General features: G+C 60.6%; 13 protein-coding genes and 1 tRNA gene. 10 read left to right on the forward strand and 4 right to left on the reverse strand.

What is annotated here, in order from left to right; genetic code table 11:
- Window positions 1-64: 64 nt before the first annotated feature.
- On the forward strand, window positions 65-541 hold the full coding sequence (locus FHR27_RS06255; RefSeq protein WP_042553670.1) for a DUF1289 domain-containing protein: 477 nt from the start codon (window positions 65-67) through the stop codon (window positions 539-541).
- Window positions 542-732: 191 nt separating this feature from the next.
- On the opposite strand, the gene ppnP is transcribed toward FHR27_RS06255, so the two are convergent.
- On the reverse strand, window positions 733-1014 hold the full coding sequence (gene ppnP / locus FHR27_RS06260; RefSeq protein WP_042553669.1) for a pyrimidine/purine nucleoside phosphorylase: 282 nt from the start codon (window positions 1012-1014) through the stop codon (window positions 733-735).
- Between the two features lie 83 nt (window positions 1015-1097).
- A complete protein-coding gene (locus tag FHR27_RS06265) occupies window positions 1098-1640 on the reverse strand; it encodes an exonuclease domain-containing protein (protein WP_042553668.1) in 543 nt (180 codons plus the stop codon).
- A gap of 191 nt (window positions 1641-1831) precedes the next feature.
- Here FHR27_RS06265 and FHR27_RS06270 point away from each other — a divergent pair, with 191 nt between their 5' ends.
- The 4 genes from FHR27_RS06270 to FHR27_RS06285 all read left to right on the forward strand — a co-directional run bounded on the left by FHR27_RS06270 (window position 1832) and on the right by FHR27_RS06285 (window position 6935).
- A complete protein-coding gene (locus tag FHR27_RS06270) occupies window positions 1832-4045 on the forward strand; it encodes a putative bifunctional diguanylate cyclase/phosphodiesterase (protein ID WP_179538087.1) in 2214 nt (737 codons plus the stop codon).
- Window positions 4042-5952, forward strand: coding sequence for a sensor histidine kinase (locus tag FHR27_RS27225; RefSeq protein WP_218878456.1), 1911 nt, complete (start codon window positions 4042-4044; stop codon window positions 5950-5952). The genes FHR27_RS06270 and FHR27_RS27225 overlap by 4 nt, the downstream gene beginning before the upstream one ends.
- An 85-nt stretch (window positions 5953-6037) precedes the next feature.
- Window positions 6038-6298, forward strand: coding sequence for a YkgJ family cysteine cluster protein (locus FHR27_RS06280; protein ID WP_042553666.1), 261 nt, complete (start codon window positions 6038-6040; stop codon window positions 6296-6298).
- Between the two features lie 37 nt (window positions 6299-6335).
- On the forward strand, window positions 6336-6935 hold the full coding sequence (locus tag FHR27_RS06285) for an START domain-containing protein (protein ID WP_179538089.1): 600 nt from the start codon (window positions 6336-6338) through the stop codon (window positions 6933-6935).
- Between the two features lie 103 nt (window positions 6936-7038).
- Here the strand turns inward: FHR27_RS06285 and FHR27_RS06290 are convergent, their stop codons facing one another.
- A complete protein-coding gene (locus FHR27_RS06290) occupies window positions 7039-7707 on the reverse strand; it encodes a Bax inhibitor-1/YccA family protein (protein WP_042553664.1) in 669 nt (222 codons plus the stop codon).
- 179 nt (window positions 7708-7886) lie between these two features.
- On the opposite strand from FHR27_RS06290, the gene FHR27_RS06295 reads away from it, so the two are divergent.
- Window positions 7887-7977, forward strand: a tRNA-Ser gene (locus FHR27_RS06295).
- A 310-nt stretch (window positions 7978-8287) separates the two neighbouring features.
- Here the strand turns inward: FHR27_RS06295 and FHR27_RS06300 are convergent.
- Window positions 8288-8527, reverse strand: coding sequence for a hypothetical protein (locus FHR27_RS06300; RefSeq protein ID WP_179538090.1), 240 nt, complete (start codon window positions 8525-8527; stop codon window positions 8288-8290).
- Between the two features lie 420 nt (window positions 8528-8947).
- On the opposite strand from FHR27_RS06300, the gene FHR27_RS06305 reads away from it, so the two are divergent.
- The 4 genes from FHR27_RS06305 to FHR27_RS06320 all read left to right on the forward strand — a co-directional run bounded on the left by FHR27_RS06305 (window position 8948) and on the right by FHR27_RS06320 (window position 23891).
- A complete protein-coding gene (locus FHR27_RS06305) occupies window positions 8948-9280 on the forward strand; it encodes a helix-turn-helix domain-containing protein (protein WP_179540046.1) in 333 nt (110 codons plus the stop codon).
- 152 nt (window positions 9281-9432) lie between these two features.
- Window positions 9433-9870 carry a GNAT family N-acetyltransferase gene (locus tag FHR27_RS06310; protein WP_179538091.1) on the forward strand — a complete coding sequence of 146 codons (438 nt, stop codon included), beginning with the start codon at window positions 9433-9435 and terminating at the stop codon, window positions 9868-9870.
- A gap of 428 nt (window positions 9871-10298) precedes the next feature.
- Window positions 10299-11996: a ShlB/FhaC/HecB family hemolysin secretion/activation protein gene (locus tag FHR27_RS06315; protein WP_373565115.1), complete on the forward strand. Its 1698-nt coding sequence runs from the start codon at window positions 10299-10301 to the stop codon at window positions 11994-11996.
- A gap of 36 nt (window positions 11997-12032) precedes the next feature.
- The gene (locus tag FHR27_RS06320; protein WP_179538092.1) at window positions 12033-23891 is read left to right on the forward strand and encodes a hemagglutinin repeat-containing protein; all 11859 of its coding nucleotides are present in this window, start codon (window positions 12033-12035) and stop codon (window positions 23889-23891) included.
- Window positions 23892-23893: the final 2 nt, after the last annotated feature.

The raw sequence follows: 23893 nt of genomic DNA on the forward strand, positions 1-23893 counted from the left end.
GGTGATCCGTATTAGACAAAGGGCTAAGATGCACCCTCTATAGTCCTGTGTATCGATGTAACGCATGTCCAATCAACGTATCAAGACGCCTTGCGTAGGCCTTTGCTCCACGGTATTCGGGGATTCCGTGTGCCGTGGCTGCAAGCGCTTCCACCACGAGGTGATCAACTGGAACGGCTACAGCGACGAGGAAAAACAGGCGGTGTGGCTGCGCCTGGAGATGCTCCTGGTGCAGGTAATGGCCGCCAAACTGGAAGTTTTCGACGAGACGCTGCTGCTCAAGCAGCTGGAGCAGCGAAAGATTCGCTTCGTTCCCCACCAGTCCGCCTATTGCTGGGCCTACCAGCTGCTGGCCCGTGGTGCACGGGTGATCACCCAGCTGGATGCCTACGGTATTTCCCTGCTGCCGGAGTTCCGCGGCTGGGAGCTGCCTGATCTGCGGGATGCCATCGACCGCGAATTCTTCCTGCTTTCCGAGGCGCACTTCGAGCGCTACATCGCGCCGCGCTTCCTCAAGGAAGGCATGGAGCTGCGGGTCTAGGCTTCGAGGCCACTGCCCGGCGTGCTCGACCCTGGGCAACGGTCGGCGCCAGGCGCCACCACGGTGTCTCACCGACTACCACTACCAAATCCCGTCACCTGGCGTTGAGCGCAGCGATACCCGCAAATCGGCTGCCCTGAACGCGAAAGCCCGGCACTTGGCCGGGCTTTCGATTACCGCGGGGCGATCTGTCAGCGGTATTCGCACAGGTAGGCGGTGTCCTGCTCGACCTTCAACTGAAACTTGCTGTTAGCTGGCACGGTGAAGCGGCTGCCAGCGGTGAAGGTTTCCCAATTGTCGCTGCCAGGCAGTTTCACGGTCAGCGCGCCGGCGATCACATGCATGACTTCCAGTTGGCTGGTGCCGAATTCGTAATCGCCTGCCGCCATCACACCGATGGTGGCCGGGCCTTCTGCCATGCCGAACGCGATGGATTTGACGGTGCCGTCGAAATACTCGTTGACCTTGAACATGTGCATCCTCGTTAGGCGCAGAAAGAAATGGCCAGCAAGTATGCCCAAGGCGTTACCCGCCGTCACCTCTATAGCGCATGCCTTCAGCCAGCCATTACCAGAGGGAGCAGGCGAGCGGTATTGCGAGCATCGGTCAGGGCGCGGTGCTGCTGGCCGGTAAAGCCGATACCGGCAAGCTGCAAGGCCGCATTGAGCCCGACAGGGCGAGCCAGGTGACGCTCTTCGGCGAAGCGCCGCTTGAGGTTGACGTGGGGCAGTGCCTGCAAGTGGCTGACCAGCCCGTTGCTCTGCCAGTCCTGCTGCAGTTGCTTGTGGTCGTAGTCGCCCCAGCTGCACCAGCCTTGCAGGCGTGGCCTGTGCGGCTCCAGCCAGCGTTCGAATTGCGGCCAGAGGATGGGCAGGGTCGATGCCGAGTCGACATCCGCCTGGGCGATATGCGTCAGCTCGCGGCAGAAGCGGGTCAGGTTGGGGCGGCGCAGAGGCCGGACGAAGCGCTGAAAGTGATCGATCTCATGACCACTGGCATTCACCAGGCAGGCGCCAATCTCGATGATCTCCATATGCTCGATGGGCCAGCCACCCTCTTCGGTGGTGGCTTCCAGGTCGATGACCAGCCAGTACCCCATAGCTTCTCCTTGTCCGCAAAACCCGGTGTATTCATCGCTGTCACGAGCGCTGCAGAGTCAGACCGACGAATGGCCGCATTCGTGCCATTTGCGAAATGCCATCATGCATCTTGTCTCTTTCAAAGGCTGGCTATACTTTGCGGCACGGAAGGTATTGTTCGTCTTCCTCGGGTGATAGGTGAGCGTGCTTCATGGATGACTCCGTAGTGTTCTTCGATGACGAGCCCGTTGGCGGTGCACAGCAGCCGGTGTGGCACGTTCTCACCGTAGACGATGATCCAGGCTTTCAGCGCGCCACGGCTTTCGCCATGGGCGAGATGGAAATTCTTGGCCGGCGCATCGAGATACAGCAGGCCTTCAGCAATCGCGAAGCGGCGATGATTCTTGCCGAGCAGCGCGATATCGCTTTGATTCTGCTCGACGTGGTGATGGAAACCGAGGACGCCGGCCTGCGTCTGGTCAAGACCCTGCGCGAGGTGATCGGCAATGCCGAGATCCGCGTCGTGCTGCTCACTGGCGAGCCTGGCATGGCGCCGGTGCAGGAGGTCATGCGTGATTACGACATCAACGATTACTGGTCCAAGAGCGAGCTGAGTTCCGAGCGCCTGCGCACGGTGCTTACCGCCGGGCTGCGCAGTTACTCGCAGCTCAAGGCCACCGCCCGTGCCCGCCGCGGCCTGCAGATGATCGTCGAGTCCAGCAACGCGCTGTTCTGCTCGAAAAATACCCGCGAGCTGTCAGCCAAGATCCTCTCCGAAATCGCCTCGTTGCTGGACCTGCAGGCCGAAGGCATCGTCTGCGTCAAGGCCCAGGAGCCCAGCCCCGGCAGCCTGCCAAACGCCCATGTGATCAGCGCCAGCGGGCGCTTTTACGGTTCCATCGATGGCGATCTGGACGGCCTGCGCGACGATGCCGTGGCCAGCGCCTTGCGTTGTAGCCTGCAAAAGCAGAGCACGTTGCGCTTCGACGACTGCACCGTGCTGTTCTTCCCGCGCTTTCAGGCCGGGGCCGATTACGCCTGCTACGTGGCGACCGAGCGCACCCTGGACGACACCGAGCTGGAACTGCTCGAGGTATTCAGCGCCAGTATCAGCCGTGGCCTGTACAACGTCGCACTGTTCAGTCGCCTGGAGGAAATGGCCTATCAGGACGACCTGCTGAAAATCCCCAATCGCAACGCACTGATCCGCATGCTCGACATGACGCTGAACAGCGCCAACAAGAACGAGCGCGTCCTGGTACTGATCGATATCGACAACTTCTCCGGGGCCAACACCGCTTTTGGTACCGGCTACGGCGATTTCATCCTGGGCCTGGTGGCCAACCGATTGCGCGAGACCTTCGACGGCAACGTGCTGATCGCCCGGGTGCGTGATGACCTGTTCGCCATCCTCGGCCCGGAAGATCAGGTCCGGGCCGAAGACATCGTGGCGCTGTTCCGCCGCCCCAATCGGCCTTACGAGCTGGGCCAGGTGCACAGCCTGAGCAGCGTGACCCTGTACCTGCGCGATTTCGACGACACCGCCAGCGTCGCCCTGCAGGACGCACGCCTGACGCTCAAGCAGGCCAAGCAACTGGGGCATGACCAGCATGTGGTGCATGACCGCCAGCTGCAGAGCGCTCACGCCGAATCCTTCCGCCTGCTGCTGGCATTGCGTGACGCGGTGGCCAGTGACCTGATCAGTATCGAGCTGCAACCCCAACTGGACATGCGCACCGGCGTGGTCACCGGCGTCGAAGCCCTGGCCCGCTGGTATCAGCCTGACGGCAAGGCGATACCGCCGCTGCAATTCATTCCGCTGGCCGAAGCGACCGGCTACATCCTGCCACTGGGCGATCTGCTCATGCGTCTGTCGCTGCAGGCGGCCAGGCGCCTGGACGAGGCCGGCCATGGCGAGATCCGCGTCGCCATCAACGTCTCGGCAACGCAATTGCTGCAGCGCGATTTCATCGAGCGTTTCACCCTGCATCTGGAGTCCGCAGGCGTACGGGCCAGCCAGGTCGAACTGGAAATCACCGAATCGGTGGCCATGCGCTCGTTCGAGCAGGTTTGCGAGCAGTTGCTGGCCCTGCGCGAGATGGGCGTGAAGGTCGCTATCGACGATTTCGGTACCGGTTTCTCGTCGCTCAGCTATCTGCGCAAGCTGCCGGCCGATCGCCTGAAAATCGACCGCAGCTTCGTGGAGGAGCTGCGTGCCGAAGACGATGGCCAGTCGATCGCCGAGGCCATCATCCAGATTGCCCGGCGTGTGGGCATGTCGGTGATCGCCGAGGGCGTGGAGAATCAAGAACAGGTCGAATGGCTCACCCAGCATGATTGCGTGGAAGCGCAAGGCTATCTGTTCGCCAAACCCATGCCGCTGGAGCGTTTGCTGAGCTGGCTGGGTGAGCGCGCATACCGGTGACGGCCAGCCGGGTGGCACGGTGGCGCAAGGCGCTTTCCAAGCCGCTGCCGCGCAACCTGCTGGTGCTGTTTCTGCCCTGGTCGCTGCTGATCATCGTGCTCAGCGTGCTGCTCTATGACCGCATGCTCAATGATCGCATCGAGCCGCTGCTGGACGCCCAGAACGACAGCCTGGGGGAGGGCGTCGCGGTGCTGGAGCGCCACCTGTCCAGCTTGCGCGGTGACCTGCAGTTCCTCAGCCAGCAGCCCTTGCTGACGCGCTCCATCAAGTATGCCTCCGGTGACAGCTATGCCGCGCTGAGCGAGCTGTTCGTCGAGTTCTCCAACAGCCGCGGGGTTTATCAGCGCATCCGCTGGCTGGATGAAACCGGTATGGAGCGTGTTCGTGTCGATGCCGTGTCCGGTGCGGCGCTGGCCGTCGACGCCGCAGACCTGCAGAACGACTCCGCAGCCTACTATTTCGTGGAAACCATGCACCTGTTCCGCGGCGAGTCATACCTGTCGCGCTTCGACCTGGATCGGCAATATCGGCCTGACGGTTCCATCCGCGCACTGGTACCTATTCTGCGCGCCGCGGTGCCGGTTTTTAGCGAGCGTGGCGAGCGGCGGGGCATCCTCGTTCTCGACTATCGGGCCGAGCGCCTGCTCGGCCGCCTGCAGGAAACCTCGGTGGCTTACGGTGGCTCGCTGCAGTTGCTCGACCATGAAGGCTACTGGATGCTCGGAGAGCGCCCCGAGCACGCCTGGGGCTTCATGCTCGGCAAACCCGAACTGACGCTCGCCAGTCGCCAGCCAGGCAGTTGGCGACGGTTGCAGGAAGAACCGCGCGGCTCGTTCATCGACCCCGCCGGCTTCTGGACGTACAGCCATTTCCGCCCTGGAGACGGCAACGCGGCGACCGCCAACGTGGCCGATCACTGGTTGCTGCTGTCACATCTGCCCGCCAGGAACCTCGATGCGCTGCGCTGGGAAGTGCTCTGGCGAGTGATGCTGTTCTTCGGCGTGCTGCAAGGGCTGGGCGTGCTGATCAGCGTGCGACGCGCCATCGATGAAGCGGAGCGGCTGCGAGCCGAACACGGGTTGCATGTCAGCAGTCGAGCCCTGGCCTTCAGCAACGAGCAACTGCAACGTACCGTCGATCAGTTGCAGCGAACCCGTCGTGCCCTGTTGCAGGCGGAAAAACTGTCGTCCCTGGGCACCATGGTCGCTGGCGTCGCCCACGAGCTCAACACCCCCATCGGCGCCGCCAGCGTGGCGGCTTCGACGCTGGAAAAAGCCAGTCAGGAATTTCAGGCTGGTATGCGTGAGGGGCTCAAGCGCACCACGCTGGATCGTTTCGTGCAACGCACCGATGACGGCCTGGGCATCATCCTCACCAGCCTGGAGCGCATGTCGCAGCTGACTCGGGCATTCAAGCAACTGGCCACCGATCGTGCCAGCACCGAGCGCCGGCGCTTCGACCTGCGCGAGCTGGTCGACGAGGTCGTTCTGCTGCTGCAGCCCAAGCTGCGGCAGAGCCCCCACAGAATCGAGGTCGATGTACCGCAAAACCTCATGCTCGACAGCTATCCGGGCCCGCTCGGGCAGATTCTGCAGAACCTCATCGACAACGCCCTGATTCACGCCTTCGATCCGGGCGTCAAAGGCGTGGTGACGGTGCGTGGCGAAGTCGATGAGGCCCAGGGACAATGCGTGATCGACGTCAGCGATGACGGCCGTGGCATGGACGATGACCTGCTGGGCAAGATCTTCGACCCGTTCTTCACCACCCGCCGTGGCCAGGGCGGTACGGGCCTCGGCCTGCATATCACCCACCAGCTGGCGGTGGACATCCTCGGCGCTCAGCTGGATGTCGACAGTGCCCCTGGCCAGGGCTCACGCTTCAGCATCCGTCTCGATCTGGGCTGACGGCAGGGGCTGCCGGCCTGCCCTCAGGCGCGCTAGAATTGCCGCCGCTTGGCGCACTGTGTCGTTCGTTCGAGGTTCCTTTTCCATGCAATGCCGTCCCGGTTGTGGCGCCTGCTGCATATCGCCATCCATCACCTCCTTCATTCCTGGCATGCCCAACGGCAAGCCGGCGGGGCAGCGCTGCGTGAACCTCGACCAGAGCAACCGCTGCACGATCTTCGGCCATCCGGATCGCCCCGAGGTTTGCTCCGCATTTTCCGCGGATTTCGATGTCTGCGGTAATAGCAGCGAAGAAGCCATCCGCCTGCTCGCCTGGCTGGAAGGTGCTACGACAGCAGCTGTTTGAGGCACTACAAGAAAAGAAGTCAGCCCCGGAGAATGAAATGTCGTTGACCCGATTGTTGGTAGCAAGCACTGCCCTGTGCATCGCGTCTGCCGCTCACGCCGAAGAGTGGACCCTGGCCAAGGACGAAGAGGGCATCAAGGTGTACCTCAGCGAAGTGGCCGGCTCACCTTACAAGGCTTACCGCGGCGTGACGCTGATCAAGGCGGATATAAGCAAGCTCAAAGGCCTGCAGGAAGACGTCAAGGCATCATGCGCGTGGATCCACGAGTGCCGGGAGCAACGACTGCTCAAGCATGAAGGCGACAAGAGCTGGACCTACACGCGCTTCAATACCCCGTGGCCCGTCACACCGCGTGATTCGATCATCGAGGTGACGACCGAGCAGGGCGCCGATGGCAGCGTGACCCGCAAGCTGCATGGCGTGCCCGATTACAAGCCCGAAGAGAAAGGTTATGTGCGCGTGGCCGAGGTGGAAGGCTACTGGACGATGACACCCAAGCCAGACGGCATGGTCGAGGTCGTTTACCAGGCGCATTCCGATCCGGGCGGCAGCGTACCTTCGTGGCTTTCCAACAAGTTCGTCGTGGAAGCGCCTTTCAACACCCTCAAGGGCATGCGCGAAAAGGCCAAGCAGTAGCCTGGGGGCTGCAGAAGCAGGTGTGGGCAGCCGTGACCGGCAAATGCGCCACAAATGAAAAGACCCGCCAATTGGCGGGTCTTTTTCGTACGGGTGTGGTCGATCAGTCGTCGCCGCCCATGATGCCGAAGATCTGCAGCAGGCTGACGAACAGGTTGTAGATCGATACATACAGGCTGATGGTCGCCATGATGTAGTTACGCTCGCCACCGTGGATGATCGCGCTGGTCTGATACAGGATACAGGCCGACGAGAACAGCACGAAGCCAGCGCTGATCGCCAGTTGCAGGCCGCTGATCTGGAAGAAGAAGCTGGCCAGCACGGCACCCAGCAGGACGAAGAAACCGGCGGTGATGAAGCCGCTCAGGAAGCTCATGTCCTTGCGAGTGGTCAGCACGTAGGCAGACAGACCACAGAACACCAGTGCCGTCATCATGAACGCCGAGCTGACGACTTCAGCGCCGTTGGCCATGCCCATGTAGCGGTTGAGGATCGGGCCCAGGGTGTAACCCATGAAACCGGTCAACGCGAAGGCGGACAGCAGACCCCAGCCGGAGTCACGCAGTTTGGCCGTCAGGAAGAACAGGCCGTAGAAGCCGATCAGCACGACGAAGATGTTCGGGTACGGCACGTTGGCGCGTTGAGCCATGAACGCCACGATGCCACTGAATGCCAAGGTGAGAGCCAGCAAACCGTAGGTATTGCGCAGAACGCTGCTGACTGCGGTTTGTTCAACCCGTGTGGGGTTGTGTGCGTAATCTTGTTCGCGCATGGCGACACTCCTGTAAAGGCTAATGGTTCCGTGACCAAGGTCGGAAGGCATCATAGCAGAGCCTTGGGTACTGCCAAATCAGAGTGTTTGACAGTGTGTTACGTTCCGGTAAGATGCCGCCCGCAACCAACAAGGTTGCAAAGGGATGTTTCGGCAAGATGAAGCACCCACGTCGACCTGGAGGGTTGGCAGAGCGGTTGAATGCACCGGTCTTGAAAACCGGCGAACGTTAGTAGCGTTCCCAGGGTTCGAATCCCTGGCCCTCCACCATTTTCAGCCCCGCGCTGTGTGCCCCGATCCCGCTGGGAGCGGCATAAAGCGTGCGGAGCCACCCGATCTCGATCGCGCCTCGATGTGAATCGTTCTTCGCGCCTTTCAGGCACAGGACGAGACGTGCCGTTGTCTGCTCCCATACTTCCAGTGCTTGCGTCAGACGCCAACCTCGGCGAGAAACCGCGAATTCTCCGCGCCAACACGCGAGCCGGATACGGCGTAGCGGAAGCCACCGGCAAGGCCCTCGACGGAATCGCCGACCTCTTGGCGTTCGCCGCGCGCTGTGCGGTGCTGGCAAGTCTTCAGCTCATAGAGCCTGCCCAGAGGCTTTCAATCCGCTGCGCAACGCCTGAATGGTGCTGTTGAGGCCAACGAGATACGGATGCTCTGTCTGTACGCTAGGGCTGTGTGGGCCGTTGCGCTCGTCGTGGTAGCGCGGGTCACGGCAGATCTCATCGATGATCGCGTCGTAACGCGCGCCGAGCCAGTGCATGAAGGTTTCTGCCTGTTCTTCCGAAAGGTGCAACTGGATCGTGATATTGCGCATAAAAGCCACCGTTGCAGCGCGAACTGCCTGATCCTGCCTATGCAGGCATCACGGGGAGTTCGAGAGAGTGGGGATTTTTCGTGATCGCCAGTATGGCGAGCGCACGGATATCAGCCGATACGGCGATATCAGCGACGTTTAAAAGGAAGATCGCTGTCGGCGATGACTGTGGCGGGGAGGGCAGGCTGGAGCTGGCGTTACATCCGCCAGTAGTCGTGAGTGAAACCAAGATATGAGCTGAGTATTCATGCTGTCGTCCTTGTTCAGCAGAGGGGCTTCGTACCTTGCACGAGCGTAGCCATGCACGCTTGCTCTGTGAGGCAGGCGTTGGGCATAGTTCAATTTCGTGTAACTCGAGCAAAAGCAGGATTAGATTATTCAACGAATGTTGAATGGTCAATGCCTTAAGGGGTCTCATTGTTGAATGTTGGCGGTCGGCTCAAAGAAGAGCGTATGCGTTTGGGGTACAACCAAGCGAAATTCGCTGCTCTTGCCGGTGTGGCGAAGACATCCCAATTCAATTACGAGAAAGGCGAGCGCAGTCCAGACGCCGAGTATTTGTTCGCAGTCGCAGAAAGGGGTGTAGACATCCTTTATGTCGTTACAGGTGAGCGTCGGCCAACCAGTGCTCAAAGCATCAGCAAGGACGAAGCCGATCTTCTGCTTCGCTACAGGCAATTGCCTGGTGATCAGCGCTCGCACACCTACCTTATCGTCAGCGCATTGGCCGAGAAGGTAGAGCGGTCTACATGAGTCTGACGAGGCGCTTGTTTACTCGCTTCTGTTCTCGATCAATAAGTCTCACCACTGCCGCCGCTGACGCCAACCAAAGTACCTGCCTGGATAAAACTGCCGTTCCTTTGGAACTGCGCGTGCACCACCCAACGGAATGAAGGAATCATGTCATGGAGATTCGGGTACGAATCGGCAACGGATCCGATATCGGTGCGATATTCGATATACGCACCAGTGTTAAGGAAAACCACCTGTCCCGTGACCAACTGATGGAAATGGGCATCACCCCGGGCGCCATACGGCAGGCAATGGCCGCAACCCCGTGTCTCTGGATCGCCGAGGTCGATGGTATTGCCGCCGGTTTTTCCATGGTGGATGTCGAGGACGCCTGCGTGTTCGCAGCGTTCGTGCGCCCTGAGTTCGAAGGCCTGGGCTTGGGGCGCAGCCTGATGGCGAAAGCCGAAGCCTTGCTGTTCAAGCAGCACCAGACGATCTGGCTGGAAACCGCAGAAGCGAGCCGCGCTGCCGGCTTCTATCGAAATCTCGGCTGGTTGCCGACGGAGCGCTTGCCAGCGGGCGACATTCGCTTCGAGAAGCACCGCGAGTGAGTACCGGCAGCATCGCTGCTGGTAGTCGGCGCCGGTTCATGGCGACACCCCATATCAGTAACGCCCCAGTCATTCGCTGGCTGTAACTGGCGCCCGCAAGACCGCGCCGAGGGAGGGCGGCAGATGTGCCTGCCGCTCTTTGAACGATGCATGCTGGCAGCTTCCCCGCGCGGTGCGGTGGTCCATGACCGGACACCTGATAGCCACTGGCCGCGGCTGGCAGGGAATTATCCATCCTTGCTAGCATTACCGAACCTCGCCTATCGGAGCATGGGCGGTCTCTGAATCCTGGCATTGCGGCGCGAGTTTGTTCGCAGCGGCATACGCCATGATTTGAAGATGAGCAGTGCGTCTCAGGTCGTTTTGCTGGGTGATGGCAGAATGCCGCCTCGCCCCAGGGATGAACTTATTTTCCAGGTATGGATGTCATGCGCTCGTATTTCCCGTTGTTTTTCGCCGCCGTGCCGTTCATGGCGCTCGCCCAGACGCCGCCTGCGAACCTGCCTTCGCCCCTGACTCAGGACCTGATTCGCGACCGCCAGGAGCGCCTGCTGCAGGAGCAGCAACAGCGCTTGCAGGAGTTGCAGCAGTTGCCCGGGCGCACGGTGGAAGCGCCTGCCGAGGCGCCGCCCAGCGATGAACGCTGCTTCGCCATCGAGCAGATCGAGATCAGTGGTGCCACCTCGCTGTCCGCTGCCGACAAGACCGAAATCCTGGCGCCGTTCGCCGACGATTGCCTGGGCGTCAGCCAGCTCAACGGCCTGCTCAAGGCGATCACCGACCACTACATCGACCGTGGCTACGTGACCACCCGGGCTTACCTGCCGCAGCAGGATCTGTCGGCTCGGACCCTCAACGTGGTGGTGGTCGAAGGCCGTCTCGAAGGCCTGGACAGCTCCGCGCTGGCCAGCGACCGCGAACTTGCCATGAGCTTTCCCGGCGAGACGGGCGAGATCCTCAACCTGCGCGAACTCGAACAGCTGGTGGAAAACCTCAACCGCCTGCCGTCGCGCCCGGCCCAGCTGGAGCTGGTGCCAGGCGAGCAGGTGGGTGGCAGCCGGGTGGGGCTCAAAGGCGAGCGCAGCAAGCCCTGGCACGCCAACATCAACCGCCATAACGAGGGGCAGTTGAGCACCGGTGAGCAGCAGTGGGGCCTGGGCCTGGTATGGGACAGCCCATTGGGCCTGGCCGACCAGTTGAGCCTGCGCGCCAGCCGCGATGCGGTCAGCGACAGCTACCGTCATTCCCACGCCCAGAGCCTGTCCTACACCATCCCCTATGGCTGGTGGCGCTTCGACTACAGCTACAGCCAGAGCTACTACCGCACCCTGGCGCAAGGGGACGGCTTCCCGTTCGAAACCGATGGCGACAGCAAGCAACATGCGTTGCGTGCCGAGCGCGTGCTGCACCGCGACAGCGTCAGCAAGACCGCCGTGAGCACCGGCCTCAGCCATGTGCGCACCAACAACTTCATCCTCGGCAACCGCATCGAACAATCGAGTAACCGGCTGACCGAGTGGCAACTGGGCTTCAACCATGGCCGCCGCGTCGGCACGGCGTTCGTCAACCTGGACGCGGGTTGGCAGCGGGGCATCGGCGCCCTGGATGCCCAGAACAACGGCAGCCCCCGTGGCTCCGACCCAGTGGCGCGCTACAACAAATACAGCCTGACCCTCAGCTACCTGCAGCCCTTCAGCCTGTGGGGCGAGCGCTTCAGTTTCGACAGCCTGGCCACCGGCCAGAAGAGCGAAGACGTGCTGTTCAGCTCGCAGCGCATCAGCATCGGCGGGCTCAACTCGGTACGTGGTTTCAAGGACCAGACCCTGTCCGGCGACAGCGGCGGTTACTGGCGCAACCAGTTGCGCTGGACCCGCCCGGTCACCTGGGCGCCGCTGCAACCCTTCGTGCAGCAGTACGGCATGGCGCTGGCCTACGACGTCGGCGTGATCCAGCGCGGCGAACACAACGCCTTCGCCAGCGGCCGCATGAGCGGCAACGCCGTGGAGTTCAGCGCCCGTGGCGAGCACCTGGCCGCCGCCGTGACCTTCGCCCATTCCCTGGAACGCCCCGATGTGATCGCCGAGCGCGAGCGCCCGGTGCATTTCCGCGTCGACCTGTTCTTCTGATTTTTCTGATTCGCTTACGCCTCGGAGCACCCTGACATGGACGTTCGCAGCCCATTGTTTCAAAACATCGCCCTGATTCTGGCGGGTGTGATGTTCCTCAACCCCATCGCCGCCACTGCCGCGCAACTGACGGTGGATGCGCAGGCGGGCGGCAACACCAGCCTGGGGCAGGCCGCCAATGGCGTGCCGATCGTCAACATCGCCACGCCCAACGGCAGCGGGCTGTCGCACAACAAATTCACCGACTACAACGTCGGCCAGCAGGGGCTGATCCTCAACAACGCCACCGAGCGGCTGCAGAGCACCCAGCAAGGCGGCATCATCATTGGCAACCCGAACCTGGGCGGTTCCAATCTGCAGGGGCGTGCAGCAGGGGTCATCCTCAACGAAGTGACCGGCAGCAACCGCAGCCAGCTCAAGGGCTACACGGAAGTGGCCGGGCAGGCGGCGAACGTCATCGTCGCCAACCCCCATGGCATCACCTGCGACGGCTGCGGCTTCATCAACACCCCGCGGGCGACCCTGAGCACGGGTGCGCCGGTGATCGAAAACGGCCAACTGCGCAGCTTCGACGTCAATGGCGGCGACATCGCCATCGAAGGTGCAGGCCTCAACGCCAGCAACGTCGACCAGTTCGACCTGATCACCCGCAGCGCCAAGCTCAACGCCGAGCTTCATGCCAAGCGCCTGAACGTCATCACCGGCCGCAACGACGTGGATGCCGCCACCCTGCAGGCCATCGCCAAGGCCGATGACGGCAGTGAAAAACCGCAACTGGCCATCGACAGCTCGGCCCTGGGCGGCATGTACGCCGGGGCGATTCGTCTGGTGGGCACCGAGGCGGGCGTGGGCGTGAAGCTGGCCGGCGACATGGCGGCCAGTGCCGGGGATATTCAGATCGATGCCAATGGGCAACTGACCCTGTCACGCATCGCCGCCCGGGACAATCTGCACATCGTCGCCGGCAGTGCCGAGCTGACAGGGCCCGCTTATGCAGGCAGCAACGTCGCCATTCGCGCGACTGCTGAGCTGAGCAACAAGCAGAGTCTCGCCGCCGCCAATAGCATCGATATACAAGCCGGCCGCCTCGACAACGCGGGCATTATCGAAGCCGGCGTCAACAACGATAACAGCCGCAATGCATCCGGCGATGTGCGCATCGACGCGACCGAGGTCCGCAATGCCGGCCGAGCGCTTGCCAGCCGCGAGCTGAAGGTCGATACCAAGGCCCTGGACAACCAGGGCGGCGTGCTGAGCGGCCAGGCACTGGCGTCGGTCAAGGCCGGCAGCATGAACAACCAGCAAGGTCGTCTGCTGTCGCAAGGTGACGTTCAGGTCAGTGCCAGCTCTCTCGACAACGGCAATACCGGGCTCGTATCCGGTGGCAAGAGCGTTAGCCTGCAAGTCGGTGAGCTTGCCAACCGTGGTGGAGAAATCTCCAGCCAGAAGAGCGTAGCCATTTCCAGCACTGAATTGGATAACCGCTCCGGGCGGGTCATTGGCGAGCAAGGCGTAGACCTCGATGTCGCAGGCAGGATGCTCAATGCACAGGGCGTCGTGTCTTCCAATGTGCAGTTGGCCGTAAAAGCTGCGGAACTGAATAACAGCGGTTCGGGCACGCTCGTCAGCCAGGGCACGTTGAGTGCACGGGTCGATGGCGTTCTGGACAACAGTGCCGATGGGGCCCTGATTGCGAAGACCCAGCTGGACGTATCGGCAGGTGTCACCAACAACAGCAAGGCGGGCTTGCTCTCGGGCAACGTGCTTAACCTGAGCGGCGACGCGCTGGACAATCGCGGCGGTCGAATTCTCGCCGACGAGCAACTCGGTCTCAGCCTGTCGAGGGCAGATAACAGCGCGGGCGGAGTCATCGATAGCCGCGGCAGCCTGCATGCAACGACCACCTTGCTGAGCAACCAAAATGGCGGGCGTGTAATCGCCGATGGTGACCTGAACCTGCGTGCCGAACTCATCGAAAACGCTGCCCAGGGCAAGATCGCCAGCCAGGGTGACTTGACCGCTCAGGTCACCGAGTTCAATCAGCAAGGCGGCCAGTTGCTGAGTCAGGGCCGTCTCAGTCTGCAGGGGCAGCGCCTCGATAACGGTGGCGGTGGTCTGTTGGCGGCAGGCAACGGCATCGATTTGCGAGTCGCGTCTGTCGACAACCGGGGTGGCGAAATCTCCAGCGCCGGGCGAGTGAAGGTCACTGGCCAAACCTTCGATAACAGCGCATCGGGTTTGCTGCTTGGCGATAGTGGCCTGCAACTGGCCGTTCAGCGGGTGCTCAACCACACCAAAGGCGTTCTTGGCGGGCGAGATGGGTTGCTGCTCGATGGCGAGAGCCTGGATAACAGTGCCGGCGGAACGCTGAGCAGCCTTGCCGCATTGCAACTGAATCTGCGCGGCAAACTCGACAACCGGGAAGGCCTGGTAACCGGCGAAGGGCAGGTGAAGCTGACCGCCAATGAGCTGGATAACCGCAGTGGCGCACTGTCCAGTGCGGGTGACCTGGTCATCGAGGTCGCTCAGGTGGACAACCGCGCTGGGCGCCTGCTGACCGACAGCCAGGTCGATATCGCGAGCGTGTCGCTGGACAATCGTCAGGCAGGCACCATCAGCGGCAAGACCGGAGTAGGCATCGACACCGATAGCCTGACCAACGACGATGCAGGCCGCATCACCAGCGGTGCAGGTCTGAACCTGATTGCCGATACGGTGAGTAGCAACGGCGGTCGTATTGCTGCCACCGGGCCTGTATCCGTTACCACTGGCACATTGGATCAGCGTGCAGGGCAGTTGGTCAGCGAATCCACTCTGTCGGTGGATCTGGGTCAGGGCGCACTCGATAACAGTCAGGGCGGCTTGATTGCCAGTAAGGGTGTACTGGCTCTGAACAACGTTGGTGCTCTGAACAACAGTCAGAGTGGCGAGATATCCAGTGATCTCAGCTTCGTCCTGGCGGCCAAGTCGCTGGACAACAGTGGCGGTCGCGTCATCTCCGCGCAACAGTTGCAGGTGCGCATCGACGGGTTGTTGAAGAACAGCCTCAAAGGCCTGCTTTCCGGGATGTCGGGTGTGCAACTGGCGGCGAATCGACTGGATAACAGTGCCGCAGGCCTGGTTACCAGCGGCGCCGATCTGGAAGTTGCCTCCCGCGAACTGGATAACCACGAGGGTGGAACCCTGTCGGCCGCTGCAGCGTTGCAGGTGCGCAGCGAACAGGTGAACAACTCCGCCGATGGCCTGCTGGCCAGCGGCAAAGCACTGAGCGTGGTGAGTGGTGAGCTGAACAACCAGAGCGGGCAGATCATCAGTCAGGGTGAACTGGTGGTCGGCGTCGACCAACTGCTCAATCGCAGTGGCGTGTTGAGCGCCAAGCAGCACCTGCAGCTTGATGCTGGCTCCGTTGCCAACCAGGGCGGGTTGATTTCCAGCATGAGCACGCTCGACCTGTCTGCCACCAGCCTGGACTCCAGTGAGCGAGGTGAAGTATCCGCCAAGGGCAATCTGTACCTGCGGGTCGCCGAACTCATTCAGCGCCAAGGGTCACTGATTGGCGAAGCGGGCGTCACCGTGGATCTGCAGGGTGGATCGCTGGACAACCGTGCTGGCCTCGTTTCCGCCGCTGGTCCTCTGCGTATCGATAACCTGAAGGCGTTGAATAACAGCCAGGGTGGAGAGCTCTTTTCGACGCAGTCCTACCTGCTGGCCGCTGAGAGCGTGAACAACAGCAACGGTGGCCGGCTGATCAGCAGCGGTACCCTGAGCCTGAACGCACAGACCATTCGCAACGATCAGGCGGGCTTGATCTCCGGCTGGCAAGGCCTGGCCATCAAGGGGGGCGCGCTGGACAACAGTGCCAAGGGCACAGTGTCGAGCAAGAATGGTGAGCTGAGTATCGAGCTCAGCGACCAGCTGGACAATCGCGACGAGGGCGCTCTGGTCAGCCAGGGCAATCAACGCGTCTCGAGCAAAGACCTGATCAACAGTGCAGGCATCATCTCGACTCAGGGAGCGCTCGAACTGAGTGTCTCGAATGAGCTCGACAACCGCGCCAAGGGCTTGATCAGCTCGCAAAGCACCATGCAGATCGAGGCGCTCAACACCGCCAACCAGGCAGGACAGATCGTCGCCGGCGAGGCGCTCGCCATTCGTGGTGAGAGCCTGGATAACACGGCAGGTGTGATCACCAGCAACGCAGGTATTCATCTGCAATTGGCAGGTGCACTGGTCAATCGCGACAACGCGCAGCTCGCCAGTGCGGGGCCGCTGCGAATCGAAGCGGCATCCGTCGATAACAGGGGCGCAACCCTGGCCAGCCAGAACGTGCTGCAGCTGCTTGCTGCCAGCTTGAACAACGCCGACGGCGGCACGCTGCTGGCCCGTCAGCAATTGGCGTTGCGCCTGACCGGCGCTCTGGACAACAGTCGCGATGGCTTGATTTACAGCCAGGCCGGTGAGCTGCTGGTCGAGGCACAGCGCATCCTCAACGACCAGGGCAATTTGCAAAGTGCCAGTAACCTGCAGGTTACCGCCACCGAGGCGTTCAGCAACCGCGATGGGCGACTGATCAGTAGCGGTGGCAACCTCAACGTGACGGCTGCGAGTCTCGACAATCAGCGTGGCGTGCTGGATAGCGCGGCCGGCCGGCTGCAGTTGGCAGTTACCGGCGAGTTCGACAACCGCAGTGGTACTGCCCAGGGCCAAACGCTGGACGTAACCGCTGCAGACATCGACAACGAAGCGGGGCACCTGTCCGGCCTGAACGGCAACGCCGAAATCGACACCGGGTCGCTCAACAACCGTGACGGCGGGCTCTATGCACGGGGTGATCTCACCGTGCATGCAGCGCATGTCAATAACGGCGGTGGCCAGGTAGCGGCGCGAGCAATCGATTTTAGCCTTGCCGGCGCGCTCGATAACCAGAGCGGCCTGATCGAAAGCGAACGCTCGCTCCTGCTGCAGGCTGGCAGCGTCGATAACCGACAGGGCCGCTTGCGTTCGCTGGGCAGCACTGGCTTCACCCGCATTAACGCCACGAGCCTGGACAACCGCAGCGGCCTGATCGAGACCGCCAACCAAGACCTCTCGGTGCAGGTAGACAGCCTGGTCAACCAGGCTGGGCAGATCCGGCACATGGGCAGCGGGTCCTTCGGCCTGGCAACTGCGCAGGTGATGGCCGCGGGCGGCAGCTTCGTCACCGGCAGCGCACTCACCATCGACGCCAGCAGTTGGGTCAATGACAGCCTTCTGCAAGCAGCCAGCCTCGTTCTGAACGTTGGTCATTTCACGCAGACGGCGACCGGCCGCCTGCTCGCAGCCACGTCTTTCACCGGCACCGGCGATACCTGGATCAACCAGGGTGTGTTGGCCAGTGACGGCAGCATGAGCGTTGCGCTCACCGGTGGTTACAGCGGTGGTGGTCGTCTGAGCAGCATCGGCAACCTGACGCTCGATGCCGCGAACCTGAATCTATCGGAAAGCGCCCGTGTCAGCAGTGGTGCGAAGGCTGAAATCGACATCGTCGGTCAATCGAACAACCGAGGTGTCATCACCGCTGTTGACGGTCTCGCCATCAGCGCAGCCCAGCTTGAAAACTTCGGCACACTGGGTAGCAGCGCCGATCTTTCAGTCATCGCATCGACGCTCCGTAACGAAAGCGGCTTGATCTTCAGCGGCGCAGATATGGCGCTGCGCGCAGACGAACTCGTCAACTACCAGGCGGATATCTACAGCCTGGGCGGCCTGGATATCAGCGGGCGTGTCGACGGCAGCGAAAGCAACCTGATCGACAACAACTCCGGGACCGTTGAAAGCGCCGGTGATATGCGCCTCTACGCCAATACCTTGCGCAACCAGCGGGATCGCTTCGCCACTGAGCAACAGCGTGTGTCGGGTAACATACATGTATTCGAAGACGATACCTGCAGGGGTAACGGTTGTGCGTGGAAGTTCACTTCAGTTGAACGTTACGAAGATGTAATCGTTTCGGGGAGTGCCTCAGCTGCAGGCTTCATTGGCTCGGGTGGCAACTTCCAATTCAGCGGTAGCCTGTTGGATAACCGTCACAGCACGGTATCTGCAGGTGGTGATATCACCATTGGCACCGATGTGTTCAATAACATCGGTGCCGGTGGTGGTGAGGAGCGTTATTTTAACTCTGGTTTATATACGCGCGATCGGCCTACCTATTACAGGTTTATCAACCAGAAGAATTTGTATAACCAGTACAACGACCCAAACTCGCCTAACTATGCGCCGAGTGCACTGTCCCGCGACGAGATACTCGCCGCCTCTGCGGCTCAGGCCGGTCGTTACGAAACCTCGTCCTACACGGTGCAGGTAAGTGGAAGTGCCGTAGCTTCCGCCATCGTGCAGGCTGGTGGTGCAGTCAAGGTCACCGCCAGCCAGGAAATCAATAACAGCGTGCTGCGTTCGCAGACCGCCTACGTTGGCGATACTTCGAAGGGCGTGGATACCACGGTTGCTGCCAGCACCACGCCACTTGTCGCCATTACCACGCAACTGCCACCAGACCTCGCGCAAAAGCAGATCAATCCCCTGACTCTGCCCGGCTTCAGCCTGCCCACTGGCCAGAATGGCCTGTTCCGCCTCAATCAGCAGGGCGGGCAGCAAACCGGAGCGACGTCCGTAACTGGCATTGCCGGCCCTGCAGCCGTCGTCGGTCAGGGCATTGTCGTCGGCAGCCAGGAGCAACATGCCGCAGCCTCGGCCCTGAGTGGGCAGCAGATTGCCGTGCCAGGTGGCACCAGTGCTGGTCAGGTGCCAGTCGTTGCAGGCGTAACGGCACCGTTGGCCGTAGACGGTGTAGCCACGCTGGGCCAGCCGGTCGTACCTGGTAGCAGCCACAAGTACTTGGTCGAGACCAACCCAGCATTCGCCAACCTGGGTAACTTCCTCAACTCCGACTACATGCTGAGCAGGTTGGGTTTCGATCCGGATCTGGCGCAAAAGCGCCTGGGTGATGGCCTCTACGAGCAGCGCCTGATCCGCGATGCAATCACGGCCCGCACTGGCCAGCGCTTTATCGCCGGGCTGGACAGCGACGAAGCCATGTTCCGCTACCTGATGAACAATGCCATCGCCAGCAAAGAGTCGCTGCAGCTCACCGTGGGCGTGAGTTTGAGCGCCGCTCAGGTGGCGGCGCTGACCCACGACATCGTGTGGATGGAAGAGGTCGAGGTCGCCGGGGAGAAGGTACTGGCCCCCGTGCTCTACATGGCACAGCCAGCAAACCGCCTGATGGCTAATGGTGCGCTGATCCAGGGCCGCGACGTGACGCTGATCAGTGGCGGCTCGCTGAACAACAGCGGCACCCTGCGTGCCAGCAACAACCTCTCGGCCACCGCCGCGAATATCGAAAACCGCGGCCTGATCGAGGCCGGCAAGCGCCTCGAGCTGATGGCGACCGACAGCATTCGCAATGCCGCTGGCGGCATCATCTCCGGGCGTGACGTGAGCCTGGTCGCGCGTGATGGCGACATCATCAACGAGCGCACCATCACCACGATTACGGGCAGTAACCGGGACAATCAGTACCGCGCCGACGTAGCGACCGCCGCCTCGCGTATCGAAGCGGCCAATGACCTGAGCGCAATCGCGGGCCGCGATGTGCAGAGTTTGGGCAGCGTCATCAAGGCCGGCGGCGATGCCCGCATCGAAGCCGGGCGCGATGCCCTGATCGCCAGCCAGCGTGAACAGGACTCCTACAGTTACCAAGGGCGCCGTGAGCGGGGTAGTCAGTACCAGGTCACGCAGCATGGAAGCGACGTGCAGGTGGGCGGCGATCTAGCCATCAGCGCCGGCCGCGACCTCGGCGTGATTGCCAGCCGCGTCGAAGCGGCCGGGGATATCGACCTGAAGGCCGCGGAAAACATGGTGATCGCCGCGGCCGCGAACGAAAGCCATAAAGAGTCCTTCTACAAGCACGCTGGCAAGAAGGTCGAGCGCGCCGAGACCAGCGTCAGTCAGCAAGCATCGGTGATTGAAGCGGGCGGCAACTTCACCAGCGTGTCCGGCAACGACACCACGCTGATTGGCAGCCAGATCCACGCTAGCGAAGAGGCTTACCTTTACGCCGGTGGTGACATCGATCTCGATGCTGCCCAGAACTTCGATTACAGCTACTTCTACAAGAAGAAAAAAGGCGGCATGTTCAGCAGCAGTAAGCTGCAGATGTCCGAGTCCTCCAACAGCGAAGCGGTATCCTCCTACATTACCTCGGGGAGCGATCTGACGCTGCGTGCCGATAAGGACATCGCCGCACGCGGTGCCCAGCTGATCAGCGATTCGGACATCTATCTGCGCGCCGGTGGCGATGTCGTGCTCGATGCGGCCCAGAACTCCAGCAGCCAGGCCAACGCCAAGGCTAAAAGCGGTCTGTTCTCCAGCAAGGCGAAAACCAGCAGTTCTGAGTCAACGACGCTTACCGGCACTCGACTCGACGGCCAGAACATCGTCATCGAAGCCAATGACGATATTGCACTGCGCGCCGCAGGCCTGCGTGCTGACGACGCCATCATCCTGGATGCTGGGCGCGATGTATCGGTAGGTACTGCAGTGGCCTCGCAGCAGTCGAGCCAGTCGAGCAAGTCCAGCTCATTGAAGTGGCACATCTTCGACTCGCTCGCCACCAATGGCTCTTTGACGCTCGAGCAGAAATCCAAGGGCGCTCAGTCGTCATCCTCCCAGGAGGTTGGCAGCACGCTCAGCGGCGCCACCATTGACGTGACCAGCGGCCGCGATACTGCGGTTCGGGGCAGCACCCTGGTCGCTGATAGCGATATCAACGTAGCGGCTGGGCGCAATCTGCTGATCACCAGTGGTGAGGCCAAGGATGATTCCAGCGCGCGTTCCAACTCCAAGAAGTCCGGCGAGATCGGTAGTTGGTGGCAGGGGGCGACCGGTGTGGTCGGCGTCAAGCAAAGCAGCCAGAACAGCACCACTCAGCAACTGGGTAGCCAGATTGCCTCGCTGGGTGGGGATGTCGATCTGAAAGCGGGTGAAGCCTATCGCCAGCAGGCCAGCCAGGTTATCGCGCCGCAGGGTGATGTTTCGATCACGGCCAAGCGTGTCGACATCGAAGCAGGGTATGACCTGCTCAGTTCCAGCCAGAAGCAAAGCTCCAACCGTACCGCTCTTGGCGGCACCGTAAGCGTGCCGTTGATCGACGCTGTGCAGGGCGCGCAACGCATGATCAATGCTGCGGGTGACACCAAGGATGGGCGCTTGACTGCGTTGGCTGCCGCCAACACGGCGATGAGTGGTTACGAGGCTTATCAAAGTGCCCAGACCTTGGCGACTGGGAATTTCACGGGTGTCAAAATCAGTGTCAACCTGAGCAATAGCCAAAGCCAGAGTGGCGGAACTCAGTCCGGTCAGAATGTGGTCGCCAGCAGCGTCGCGGCAGGCCGCGACATCGCTATCAAGGCAACCGGTGATGGTGACGCCAGCAACCTGAACATTGTGGGTAGCACCATCGATGCGGGGCGTAACGTATCGCTCGATGCGGATGGCAGCATCAACCTCATCTCAGCGCAAAACACTGCCAATCAGGAGGGCAAGAACAGCAACAGCGGTTGGAGTGCAGGCGTTGGTTTCGGCGTGGGGCAGCAGAACGGCTTCACCATCGAGCTGGCGGCGAACAAAGGCAGAGGCTCGTCTGAAGGTGAGGCGATCACCCATGCCAATACCCTAGTAAACGCTGGCGAGAAAGTCGCCCTGAACAGTGGTGGTGACACCAATCTGAAAGGCGCTGTAGTCACCGCCAAGCAAGTTACCGCCGAAGTGGGTGGCGACTTGAATCTTGCCAGCCAACAAGACATCGACAACTACAAATCCAAACAGCAAAACGCGGGCGTTGGGCTGAGCCTGTGCATCCCGCCGATCTGCGGTGGGGTGTCCACGGTCTCTGGCAGCGTTAGCCAACAGAAAATCAACAGTGAATACGCGAGCGTCGGTCAACAGACGGGGATCAAGGCGGGCGACAACGGCTTCCAGGTCAACGTTGGCGGCAATACGGACCTGCAGGGCGCCATTATTGCCAGCAATGACAAAGCCGTAGCGGACGGCAAGAACAGCCTGACGACCGGCACGCTGACGCATTCCGATATCGAGAACAAAGCCGAATACAAGGCCACCAGTATCAGCCTGAGCGGTAGCTACAGCACAGCGGGTCGTGACAAGAAGACTGGTGAGATAGAACGTGACAAGGATAACAACATCAAGCAAGAGGCGGTTGGGAGTGCAGGTACACCAATCGCGCTAAGTGCCAGCGGCAAGGAAAAGAGCACAACACATAGCGGTATCAGTGGTGGGGCCATCACCATCACCGACGAGGCGAAGCAGCAGGAACTGACAGGCCAGACTGCTGAGCAAGCAGTTGCCGATGTCAATCGTGATGTCTCCAGTGACAGAGACGGTAGCAACACTCTCAAACCGATCTTTGATCGCAAGGAAGTCGAAGCTGGCTTCGAGATCACTGAGCAGTTCGTACGTAATGTGGGCACTTTTCTGGAGCAGCGCTCGCTCGCCTCTACGGATGCCAAGAAGAAACTGGCTGAGGAGAACGCTAAGCCTGTTGAGCAGCGTGACAAAGTAAAAATCGATCAGCTCAAGGACATCATTGACAGTAATGCCACCTGGGAGATTGGTGGGCTAGGGCGGACTCTGGTTTCCGCTATCAGCGGTGCGGCCGGGGGCAATGTCACTGGTGGTGGATCACAGCTTCTCCAGGGCGCAGCGGTCAGTTATCTCCAAGGTTTAGCAGCTGAAAAGGTCAAGGGGATTGCTGATGAGTTGAAGTCCGAAACAGCACGCGCGGCCTTGCATGCAATCGTCGGGTGTGCGGGTGCAGCTGCACAAAGCCAGAGTTGTGGTGCAGGTGCCTTGGGCGGCAGCGCGAGCGTGGTGCTGAACAATTTGATTGATCAGTTGAGCGATCAAACTGCTGAGGGCATGACGGATGCACAGAAGCAGAATCGCCTGAATTTGATTGGCAGCCTGGTCGCGGGTATTACGGCTGCCGCGGGGGGCGAGGCTGCGGTTGCGGCGAATGCGGCGCAGATTGAGACTGCTCACAACTGGCTGTATACCGAAGAAATTACTTCTTGGCACGAAGAAAGAGCCAAGTGTTCGAATGAGAGCTGCAAAAAAGATGTAAATAAGAAATATGCAGAGATGAGCTCTGAACGAGATGAGTCTCTCAGTGCGATTTGCAAACTAAATATTGCTGTATGTATTGGCTTGAAAGATTCCCTGTTGGGTCAAGCGGATGCTAACAACGAGCTGGCTCGTTCACTTGGTATAGAAGAAGCTGGTATTGTTAAGTGGATTCAGGAAAATTCAAACCAAGCTGTTATCGATACGGTAGTCTCGGAATATAATTCACAAAATAAAGGTGAGGCATACGGCCTTCTCGCAAGCCTCTTTATGGCAGCTCTTTCTCCTACGGGAGGGAAAGCTCAAAAGCCAAATGGTAATGATGGGGAGGGGGGGGATAAATCACCTAGCGGTGGTGACAAAAAAATACCCAACCCTGACGGACGTCTAGGGAAAGCGAGTACCCGGGAGCATGTTGAACAAGTAGCTGCACAGTTGGAAAAAATGGGTTATAAAGTTACTGGTGGTGGCGGTGTGGATCGCTCTAAAGAGGAGTACATCCCCGGTGCTGGCGGTAGCAGAAAAGGTTCTGCATATCCGGATATTACAGCTGTAAAAATAGATTTGAACGGGAAGGAGATTACCGTTCGCGTGAATACAATTGATACTTTAAAGGATGGGTTTACACCTACAAAACGGGAAGCTAGAAACGCAGAGCGCATAAAAGCTTTGAAACCAGACGATATCCTTATTTTAATTCCTAAGCCTAAATAATT

The sequence above is a fragment of the Pseudomonas flavescens genome (assembly GCF_013408425.1).
Classification (GTDB): Bacteria; Pseudomonadota; Gammaproteobacteria; order Pseudomonadales; family Pseudomonadaceae; genus Aquipseudomonas; species Aquipseudomonas fulva_A.

Bases quoted from the DNA above. Each gene is read 5' to 3' on its own strand.
- FHR27_RS06315 (WP_373565115.1), top strand. From the start codon at position 10,299: ATGCGCTCGTATTTCCCGTTGTTTTTCGCCGCCGTGCCGTTCATGGCG.
- FHR27_RS06320 (WP_179538092.1), top strand. From the start codon at position 12,033: ATGGACGTTCGCAGCCCATTGTTTCAAAACATCGCCCTGATTCTGGCG.
- FHR27_RS06310 (WP_179538091.1), top strand. From the start codon at position 9,433: ATGGAGATTCGGGTACGAATCGGCAACGGATCCGATATCGGTGCGATA.
- FHR27_RS06300 (WP_179538090.1), bottom strand. From the start codon at position 8,527: ATGCGCAATATCACGATCCAGTTGCACCTTTCGGAAGAACAGGCAGAA.
- FHR27_RS06255 (WP_042553670.1), top strand. From the start codon at position 65: ATGTCCAATCAACGTATCAAGACGCCTTGCGTAGGCCTTTGCTCCACG.
- FHR27_RS06285 (WP_179538089.1), top strand. From the start codon at position 6,336: ATGTCGTTGACCCGATTGTTGGTAGCAAGCACTGCCCTGTGCATCGCG.
- FHR27_RS06265 (WP_042553668.1), bottom strand. From the start codon at position 1,640: ATGGGGTACTGGCTGGTCATCGACCTGGAAGCCACCACCGAAGAGGGT.
- FHR27_RS06280 (WP_042553666.1), top strand. From the start codon at position 6,038: ATGCAATGCCGTCCCGGTTGTGGCGCCTGCTGCATATCGCCATCCATC.
- FHR27_RS06270 (WP_179538087.1), top strand. From the start codon at position 1,832: ATGGATGACTCCGTAGTGTTCTTCGATGACGAGCCCGTTGGCGGTGCA.
- FHR27_RS06290 (WP_042553664.1), bottom strand. From the start codon at position 7,707: ATGCGCGAACAAGATTACGCACACAACCCCACACGGGTTGAACAAACC.
- ppnP (WP_042553669.1), bottom strand. From the start codon at position 1,014: ATGTTCAAGGTCAACGAGTATTTCGACGGCACCGTCAAATCCATCGCG.